10 protein-coding genes are annotated in these 9,563 nt (G+C 30.1%); 2 read left to right on the forward strand and 8 right to left on the reverse strand.

What is annotated here, in order from left to right:
- The 7 genes from AACZ53_RS11815 to AACZ53_RS11845 form a co-directional block, all read right to left on the reverse strand.
- Positions 1-376, reverse strand: a 376-nt coding sequence (locus tag AACZ53_RS11815) for a FixH family protein (protein ID WP_339838684.1), incomplete at its 3' end; no start/stop codon positions are given.
- Between the two features lie 45 nt (positions 377-421).
- Positions 422-1,840 (reverse strand): cytochrome c oxidase accessory protein CcoG, encoded by a 1,419-nt coding sequence (ccoG, locus tag AACZ53_RS11820; RefSeq protein WP_339838686.1) that lies wholly within the window; start codon positions 1,838-1,840, stop codon positions 422-424.
- Between the two features lie 77 nt (positions 1,841-1,917).
- Entirely contained in the window at positions 1,918-2,862 is a 945-nt protein-coding gene (locus AACZ53_RS11825; protein ID WP_339838689.1) for a cbb3-type cytochrome c oxidase N-terminal domain-containing protein, read from the reverse strand.
- 83 nt (positions 2,863-2,945) lie between these two features.
- Positions 2,946-3,119, reverse strand: a complete 174-nt coding sequence (locus AACZ53_RS11830) for a cytochrome C oxidase subunit IV (protein WP_084518927.1) — start codon at positions 3,117-3,119, stop codon at positions 2,946-2,948.
- A 12-nt stretch (positions 3,120-3,131) separates the two neighbouring features.
- Positions 3,132-5,318 (reverse strand): cytochrome-c oxidase, cbb3-type subunit I, encoded by a 2,187-nt coding sequence (gene ccoN / locus AACZ53_RS11835; protein WP_339838695.1) that lies wholly within the window; start codon positions 5,316-5,318, stop codon positions 3,132-3,134.
- A 2-nt stretch (positions 5,319-5,320) separates the two neighbouring features.
- On the reverse strand, positions 5,321-5,512 hold the full coding sequence (gene ccoS, locus AACZ53_RS11840) for a cbb3-type cytochrome oxidase assembly protein CcoS (protein ID WP_026716310.1): 192 nt from the start codon (positions 5,510-5,512) through the stop codon (positions 5,321-5,323).
- A 93-nt stretch (positions 5,513-5,605) separates the two neighbouring features.
- The gene (locus AACZ53_RS11845; protein ID WP_339838700.1) at positions 5,606-7,981 is read right to left on the reverse strand and encodes a heavy metal translocating P-type ATPase metal-binding domain-containing protein; all 2,376 of its coding nucleotides are present in this window, start codon (positions 7,979-7,981) and stop codon (positions 5,606-5,608) included.
- A gap of 108 nt (positions 7,982-8,089) precedes the next feature.
- On the opposite strand from AACZ53_RS11845, the gene AACZ53_RS11850 reads away from it, so the two are divergent.
- On the forward strand, positions 8,090-8,767 hold the full coding sequence (locus AACZ53_RS11850) for a Crp/Fnr family transcriptional regulator (protein WP_339838703.1): 678 nt from the start codon (positions 8,090-8,092) through the stop codon (positions 8,765-8,767).
- A gap of 25 nt (positions 8,768-8,792) precedes the next feature.
- Here AACZ53_RS11850 and AACZ53_RS11855 read toward each other — a convergent pair whose 3' ends face one another.
- Positions 8,793-9,098, reverse strand: coding sequence for a rhodanese-like domain-containing protein (locus AACZ53_RS11855; protein ID WP_339838705.1), 306 nt, complete (start codon positions 9,096-9,098; stop codon positions 8,793-8,795).
- A gap of 129 nt (positions 9,099-9,227) precedes the next feature.
- On the opposite strand from AACZ53_RS11855, the gene AACZ53_RS11860 reads away from it, so the two are divergent.
- On the forward strand, positions 9,228-9,563 hold a 336-nt coding region (locus AACZ53_RS11860), incomplete at its 3' end, for a MarR family transcriptional regulator (RefSeq protein ID WP_339838707.1).

Below are 9,563 nucleotides of genomic sequence, written 5' to 3' on the forward strand. Positions count from 1 at the left end.
GACCGCCAACCAAATTACTATTAGGTATGAGCAAATTTGAAGAAGATAATGAAATTGGAATTTCAAAATCTAATTTTTGGCTTGACGGTCTATATAAGGACACTTTTCCTTTTATATTTTTATAGTCAAAGTTTGATGGAAATTCTACTGTAATTCCTTCAGTAGACTTCTTAAAAACAACTTTATATTCTAATTTATTAGCGCTTTGTTGCTTTTCAATATCACCTTGAACCTGTTGTTCTTTTTTATAATAATCTTCTGTAACTAATTCATTATCATACTTTGAATCTGATTGTACTTTAAATACAAAATATAAGATAAATGTGATGAATAATCCAAAAGCTATAACGATTGCTGTTCCCCAATTAATTTTCATTTTTTTTTATTTTTCTGTAATCAATTATCTGAATATTCAAAAATCCTAATTAAAACTTCTTGGTCCTAAAAAGTTAGTTTTTGTAGTTTCAATAAGTTCTTTTCTATTATAAATTTCAATTTTGACTCTAGTCTTATCTCCTTTGAGGAAAGCTGGATTAATTTCTATAAACAAAGTTCCTTGAGCTAATCCTTCTTTATCTATTTTGACATAAGGGTTTCCAACCATTTTAATTGTTCCCTTTGGACTAACTAATTTAAAATAAACACTATCGAAATCTTTAACTGTTTTATTTACAATTTTGTAAGTAAAAATATTACTGATATTTTCTCCTTTATGTTCAAATAATTGTCCTGGTAATCTTAAAACAGTTGCTTCAACATCATTTCTCATGAATAAAAGTGCAATTAACATTCCAATCAAAATAGTTAAAACAGCAATATAACCTTTCATACGAGTCGTTATTTTGAACTTTTCTTTTTTAACGATTTCGTCTTCACTGGCATAACGGATTAATCCTTTTGGTAATCCAACCTTTTCCATAATGGTGTCACATTCATCAATACATGCTGTACAGTTTACACATTCTAATTGGGTTCCGTTACGAATATCAATTCCTGTAGGACAAACGACAACACATTGATTACAATCGATACAATCTCCTTTTCCCGTTTCGGCTCTATTTTCTCTTTTATCCCATTTTGCTCTACCCGTTTCTCCTTCTCCTCTTACATGGTCATAAGTAACATTAATAGATTGGTTATCTAAAAGAACACCTTGCATTCTTCCGTAAGGACAAGCAATGATACATACTTGTTCTCTAAACCATGAAAAAACAAAATAAAAAATACTTGTAAAAATTAGTAAGGCAACTAGTGTACTTAAATTTTCAGCTGGTCCTTGAGTTATATATTGAATTAGTTTATCACTTCCGATTAAATAAGCCAAAAACACATTAGCTATTATAAATGAAATTAAAAAGAAGATAATCCATTTGGTAATTCGTTTTCTGATTTTATCAGCATCCCATTTTTGGTTATCTAGACGCATTTGCGAACCTCTGTCTCCATCAATTAAATACTCTATTCTTCTAAAAACCATTTCTAGAAAAATAGTTTGAGGACAAAACCATCCACAAAATATTCTACCAAAAGCTACTGTAAAAAGGGTTAACCCTACAACACCCACAATCATTGCCATTACAAATAAATGAAAATCTTGTGGCCAAAAAGGAAACCCAAAAATGGAGAATTTTCGTTCTAAAACATTAAAAAGCAAAAACTGATTGCCATTAATTTTAATAAATGGTGCCGATAATAAAAAAGTTAATAAGATGTAACTTAGTACTTTTCTTTTATCATAAAATTTTCCAGAAGGTTTTTTTGGAAAAATAAAATTTCTTTTCCCTTCTGTAGTTATTGTTCCTATGGAATCTCTAAAACTTTCGTCTGGTAACTTTGACATAACAATTGTGTTTTAAATACTTTGTTCTAAAACAAATTAATAAAGGTTTTAAGCAACAACTTAAAACCTTTATTTTTTTATTTTGTTGCTGTAGAATCTACAACAGTTTCAACTTTTGCAATATCTGTAGCTGTTGCACCTTCTGCTTTGTAAAGAACAGCTTCTGGTTCTGTTGGTTTTGGTTCTTTTGGATTAGATCCTTGTAATGAAAGAACATAACTTGCTACTTTTTGCATTTCCGTTGGTTTTAATTGATCTTTCCAAGAAATCATTCCTTTTCCAGATCTACCTCCTTCTACAAGTGTATTAAATACATTTTTAATTCCACCACCTAAAATCCAATATTCATCTGTTAAATTAGGACCAATTGCTCCTCCTGCATCGGCTCTGTGACAAGCTACACAATTTGTTGTAAAAATTGCTTTACCTTCACTTAATGCACCAGCATCTGATAGTAAGGTAACACTTTCTTTATCCATCATATCTGGAGCTGTTTTTAAATACTCTTTAATGTCTATATCCGCTTGAGCCATTTCTGCTTCAAATTCTTCGGCTTGTGTGTAATCTCCATAAATTTGAAAACGAATAAAGTAAACAACCGCAAAAACAATACAAGAATAAAACAAATACACCCACCAAGGTGGTAATACATTATCTAATTCTTTGATACCATCATAATCGTGCTCTAACATCACATCTTCTTCTTGATCAATTGATTTAGAACGAGTCATTTTAGCAACAATTCCTTGATAGAATTTACTTTCCGTAAAAGGTAAAGATTGTGCTTCTTTTAATTGTTGTTTTTGTTCTTCAGTTAATAGGTGATAAGTTACATTATCAACAGCACTAACAACTATTTCTATTGCAATTAATAAAAACAGAAATACTCCTAAAAATAACGATACCATTGGGTATTCTATAAAGGCTGGTTTTTCTCCTGAATCGATAAAGTATTCCATTGCTGCAAAAACAATTGCAAACAGTAATGGAACTCTTACATATGCTGGAATTAATTTTTTCATTTTTAACTTGTTTTAATTTTAGCTTTGCTTTTAGTTAGAAAAAAAATTCTTCCTTCTCATTCAAAAGAAAGAAGAAAATTTAATTATTGTTCGTCTTTAAATGGTAATTCACTTAATTCTTTGATCTTGTCTTTGCTATAAGTCATTGCCCAAACAAAGAAAGACACAAAAACGATAAAGAAAATAACCAACGATATTATAGGATAAATATCTACTCCATTGATAGTTTCAAGATTGTGTTTTATAAATTTTAACATAACTCTGGATTTTTAATTATTCTGTTTTTTTACTTTAATATCTGTTCCTAATCTTTGCAAATATGAAATAAGTGCAACAATTTCTCTATCCTTCATTGGAACAAATTCTTCTCCTCTAGCAGCAGCAGCTTTCTTACTTGCTTCGTAAGATTTAACAAAATCTGGATCATTACTCAAGTTTTTCTCAATTTGAGCCGATTGTATATCCATATTTTTTCTAGCATTTGCAATATCTTCTTTAGTATATGGAACTCCTAAAGTTACCATTACTTCCATTTTTTTCTCAATATACTCATGATCCATTGGTTCGTTAGCATACATCCATTTGTAACCTGGCATTATAGAACCAGAAGATGTACTTTGTGGGTCCCACATGTGATTAAAGTGCCAATTATCATTGTATTTTTGTCCAACTCTATGCAAATCTGGACCAGTTCTTTTAGAACCCCACAAGAATGGGTGATCATATACATATTCTCCTGATTTAGAATATTCACCATAACGTTTTACTTCAGAACGGAACGGACGAATCATTTGCGAGTGACAGTTGTTACAACCTTCACGGATATATAAATCTCTACCTTCTAATTCTAGAGGTGTGTAAGGTTTAACACTTGAAATAGTTGGAATATTAGATTTTACAACCAACATTGGAACTATTTGAACAATTCCACCAATTGCAACTGCAACTGTAGTTAATATTGTAAACTGAATAGGTCTTCTTTCCAACCAAGAGTGCCAAGCTTCTCCTTTTAATTGTTTGTTAGAAATTTTTACTAAAGCTGGTGCTTCTGCTAATTCATCTTCAACAGGTGAACCTGCCATAACCGTTCTAACTATATTGTAAACTAATACAAGAATACCAATAAAATATAATGTTCCACCAACTGCTCTCATAGCATACATTGGCATAATTTCAGTTACTGTTTCAAGGAAATTTCCATAAACTAATGAACCGTCAGGATTAAATTGTTTCCACATTGAAGCTTGTGTAAATCCAGCCACGTACATTGGTAAAGTGTATAAAATAATACCTAAAGTCCCAATCCAGAAGTGGAAATTTGCTAATCCTGTAGAGAATAATTTTGTTTTTGTCATTCTTGGTATTAACCAATAAATCATACCAAAAGCCATAAATCCATTCCATGCTAATGTACCAACATGAACGTGAGCTACAATCCAATCCGTATAGTGAGCAATAGCATTTACGTTTTTAAGAGATAGCATTGGTCCTTCAAAAGTTGCCATACCATAACCTGTAATTGCAACTACATAGAATTTTAAAACAGGATCTGTTCTAACTTTATCCCAAGCCCCTCTTAAAGTTAATAATCCATTAATCATACCACCCCAAGATGGAGCAATCAACATAATTGAAAATACAACTCCTAAATTTTGAGCCCAATCTGGTAGTGCAGAATATAATAAATGGTGAGGTCCAGCCCAAATATAAATGAAGATTAAAGACCAAAAGTGAATGATTGATAATCTATAAGAATAAACAGGACGATTTGCGGCTTTTGGCACATAATAATACATCAATCCAAGAATCGGCGTTGTAAGGAAAAACGCTACTGCATTATGTCCGTACCACCATTGCACTAAAGCATCTTGAACTCCAGCATAAGCTGAATAAGATTTAAATGCAGAAACTGGAATTTCGATACTGTTGAATATGTGAAGCAAAGCAACTGCAATAAACGTAGCTAAATAGAACCAAATAGCCACATATATATGTCTTTCTCTTCTTTTTATGATTGTACCTATCATATTTACCCCAAAAGCAACCCAAATAAGTGCAATTGCAATATCAAATGGCCATTCTAATTCGGCATATTCTTTAGAAGATGTATATCCTAATGGCAAAGTAATTGCTGCTCCAAGAATTATTAGTTGCCAACCCCAAAAGTTTAATTGACTTAAGAAATTGCTATACATTCTAGTTTTTAAAAGTCTTTGTAAAGAATAATAAACTCCTCCAAAAACAGAATTACCTACAAAGGCAAAAATAACTGCATTAGTATGTAATGGTCTTAATCTTCCGTAACTTAACCATGGAATTCCATCGGTCATATTTGGAAATAAATACATGAAGGCTACTAAAAGACCTACCAACATTCCTATAACTCCAAAAGCAATTGAAGCATAAAGGAAGTTTCTCACAATTTTGTTGTCGTAATAAAATTGTTCTTTCTCCATAATTAATTCATTTTTTGTTTATCTGTTTTTGTCAATTTGTTTGTACTCTTTACTAATTCATCATCAAATAGCATTCTGACTGATGGCGTATAATCATCATCATATTGTCCACTCTTAACTGCTTTTATAAAAGCAAACAAGAAGACAACCGCAACGAATATACTTACTGTGATTAAAATATAAATAACACTCATACCTTTAAGTTTATGTAGCAAATGTACTACCGATTAGAATCATAAAATATGACAAATGTCATACTTTAAAATTTTGTTAAAATTATTTTTTTACTACATTTTCTTAGCATAAAAATTACTCATAATAGTCACAAAACTAACCACTGTAATTGAACTTAATGGCATTATAATAGCAGCAACTAATGGTGATAAATTACCCGTAATAGCAAATGATAAACCAACAATATTGTACAATAATGACAAGCCAAAACTCATGTATATTGTTCGCATAGCATTTTTAGAATACTTCAAGAAATAACCAATTTTCGAAAATTGAGTTGCATCAATAATTCCATCACAAGCAGGTGAAAATACATTTACATTTTCTGAGATAGAAATTCCGACATTACTTTGTGCTAAAGCACCAGCGTCATTTAAACCATCACCAATCATCATTACATTTTTGCCATGTTTTTGAAGACTTTCAATGTATTCTAGTTTTTGTTCAGGCTTTTGATTGAAGATTAATTCAGTGTCTTTTGGCAATAAAGATTGAAGGTTTTCCATTTCTCCTTCATTATCACCTGAAAGGATTTTTAAATCGTATTTATTACTTAATCGCTTAAACAATTCCTCTACTCCTTTTCTGTATTGATTATCGAATACAAAATGTCCTTTGTAATCATTATTTATTTTTATGTGAACTTTTGTTTGTTTGGTATCGTTTTCATCCGTAATTCCAATTAATGAAGCAGAACCAATTAATACATTTAAATTATTGGCTTTAGCAACAATTCCTTTTCCGGTTATTTCTTCAAATTCTTTTATTTCCAGTTTAGGTGAATTCGGCAAAAACTCATAAATCTTTCTACTTAACGGGTGATTTGAACCTCGAATAACACTTTTTAATAGGGATAATTCTTCACTTGTTAAATCATTTCCTTCAAATTCAATATTTGATTTTTTATTGGAAGTTATGGTTCCAGTTTTATCAAAAACTATAGTATCTACTTTGGCCAATTGTTCAATTACTGTTGCATTTTTGAGATATAATTTTTGTTTTCCCATAATTCGCAACACGTTTCCTAATGTAAAAGGAGCTGTTAATGCTAAAGCACAAGGACAAGCCACAATTAAAACTGCTGTCAGCACATTAAAAGCTGTTGAAACATCAATAAACAACCAAAAAATAAAAACAACTAAAGCTAATAATAATAAAATAGGTGTGAAATATTGACTTACTTTATCCGTTATCGTTTTATGTTTTTGATCTATTTTCTTTTGAAAAATATCATTACTCCATAATTGGGTTAAGTAACTTTGTGAAACGGAAAATAAAACTTCCATTTCAATTACACTTCCTATCATTCTTCCACCAGCATATAATTTATCTCCTGATTTTTTTTCTATTGGAATAGCTTCACCAGTAACAAAACTATAATCAATTGAAGCTTTTTCAGCAATCAAAATCCCGTCAACTGGAATTAATTCTTGATTCCTAATTAACAATCTATCTCCTTTTTCAATATCATACACTTGAACCGGAATTTCAGTCTCATCTGCATTCAATTTTGTTATGGCGATTGGAAAATAAGATTTATAATCACGTTCAAACGAAAGAAAACTGTATGTTTTTTGCTGAAACAATTTCCCTAACAGCATAAAGAAAATCAACCCAGTAAGACTATCGAAAAATCCTTGTCCGTAATCGAAAATAATATCAACTGTACTTCTAACAAACATAACTAGAATTCCTAAAGCAATAGGAATATCAATATTCAACATTTTAGATTTGATACTTTTATAAGCTGAAACATAATAATCTGAAGCTGAATATAAAAATGATGGCAAAGCCAATGCAAAAATTAGCCATCTAAAAAACCCTCTGTATTGATTGATCCAAAATTCATCAACTTCAAAATATTCTGGAAAAGATAATAACATAATATTTCCAAAACAGAAAAAAGCAACTCCAGCCTTATAGATTAAACTTCGGTCAACTTCTTTTTTACCCGTTTCATAATTATCTAAACTTATATAAGGTTCATAACCGATTGAACTCAATAAATAAACAATATCTTTAAGTGAAGTGTCTGTTGAATTAAATGTAATTCGGACTTTCTTTTCAGGAAAATTAACTTGAGAAGAACTTATTCCACTCTGCAATTTTTGTAAATTTTCCAAAATCCAAATACACGAGCTACAGTGTATGTGAGGAATATAAAGTGAAACAATAGATGTTGAATCTTCTTGAAACTCCAATAATTTTGTAATAATTTTTTCATCGTCTAAAAAATCATATTTCCCTTTAATCTCTTGTGGCGTTGCACCAGGTGCGTTTTCAAAATCATAATAACAAGATAAGTCGTTCTGACTAAAAATTTCGTAAACAGTCTTGCAACCATTACAACAAAAACTTTTTTGGTCATAAATAACTTCGTCCTTTTTTATAATTTCATTACCACAATGGAAACAGTTATTTGTATCCATAAATTTGCTCTTTTTACCTGTAACAAAGATTGCAATTGTTCAAAAAATAAAATATGATATTTGTCATACTTTAAGTATATTTGTAATAAAGGTTAAAAAAAACAAACAATGAGTAATTGCGACCAATGCATCGTTAGACAGTTTAGCTCTTTAAAAGCTCTTAAAAAAGAGGAATTAATTAAGATGGCTAATTGCAAAACTTCTTACACCATTAAAAAAGGGGAACCTATTTTTGAAGAAGGAGATACAGTTAATGGAGTTTATTGTGTAAAAGAAGGTGTTTGTAAAATGACAAAACTATCTGATAATGGAAAAGATCAAATAGTAAAATTAGCGAAACCAGGTGAACTTCTTGGTCAACGCTCTTTAATTAGTGAAGAAGCTGTAAACTTAAGCGCAATTGCTTTAGAGGACATGGAAGTTTGTTTTATCCCTAAATCAGAAATCATGGGTTTTTTCAATGAAAACAATCAATTTTCAATGAATGTTATGAAGACTATTTGTGAAGATTTAAAGGATGCTGATGATCATATGGTTAATATGGCACAAAAAAATGTAAAACAACGTTTGGCTGAAACCTTATTATACTTAGAAGAAAATTTTGGCATAAATGAAGACAATACTTTGAGACTTCAATTGTCTAGAGAAGAATTAGCAGGAATTATTGGAACAGCCACAGAAAGTTGTATTCGATTGTTATCTGAATTTAAAAAACTAAAACTAATAGAACTTACAGGAAAAAAAATCACTTTAATAGATAAGATAGCTTTAAAAAAAATAGCATAAAAAAAGAGCCTATTGGCTCTTTTTTTTATTCTACAGGTCCACTCCATTCGGACATTCCACCTAATAAATTATAAGCTTTTTCAAAACCCAATTGATTCATTACAGCAAAAGCTTGGGCACTTCTTCCGCCAGCTGCACAATAAACATAGTAATTTTTATTTTTATCTAACTCATCTAGCATATAGATAAAACCTTGTCCTTTATATATATCAATATTTAATGCTCCTGGTATTTTTCCACTGTTAAATTCATCATCGGTTCTAACATCAAGAATAACAGCATTTTCATCTGCTAAAAAGTTATTCCACCACTCTTTTTGTTCTAAATTCATGTTGTAAATTTTTAGCAAAGTTACACTCATAAATATAATTTCAAAATTTTAACAAAAAATTAATCAACATTTGTATATACAATTAAAAAATATGTTACATTTGTACCGTTAATATTTGTATATACAATTATGAAAATCGAAGATATAATAAAAAGTAATTCACCAATAGCTATAGAAAAGAAAACATTACTAAATATAATGTATTCTCAGAATGTTATTGGCGAAAAATTTAATGAAGTATTAAAACCTTTTGATTTATCAGTAGAACAATTTAACGTATTGCGAATCTTAAGAGGTAAGAATGGAAAATCTGCAAACATGTGTGATATTCAAGAGCGTATGATTGCTAAAACCAGTAACACCACTCGATTAGTCGACAAATTATTATTGAAAGATTTTGTAACGCGTGAAATTTGTCCAAATAATAGAAGAAAAATGGAAATAACCATTACTCGAAAAGGTTTG

Origin of the sequence: uncultured Flavobacterium sp., from assembly GCF_963975005.1 — a bacterium.
Lineage (GTDB): Bacteria > Bacteroidota > Bacteroidia > Flavobacteriales > Flavobacteriaceae > Flavobacterium.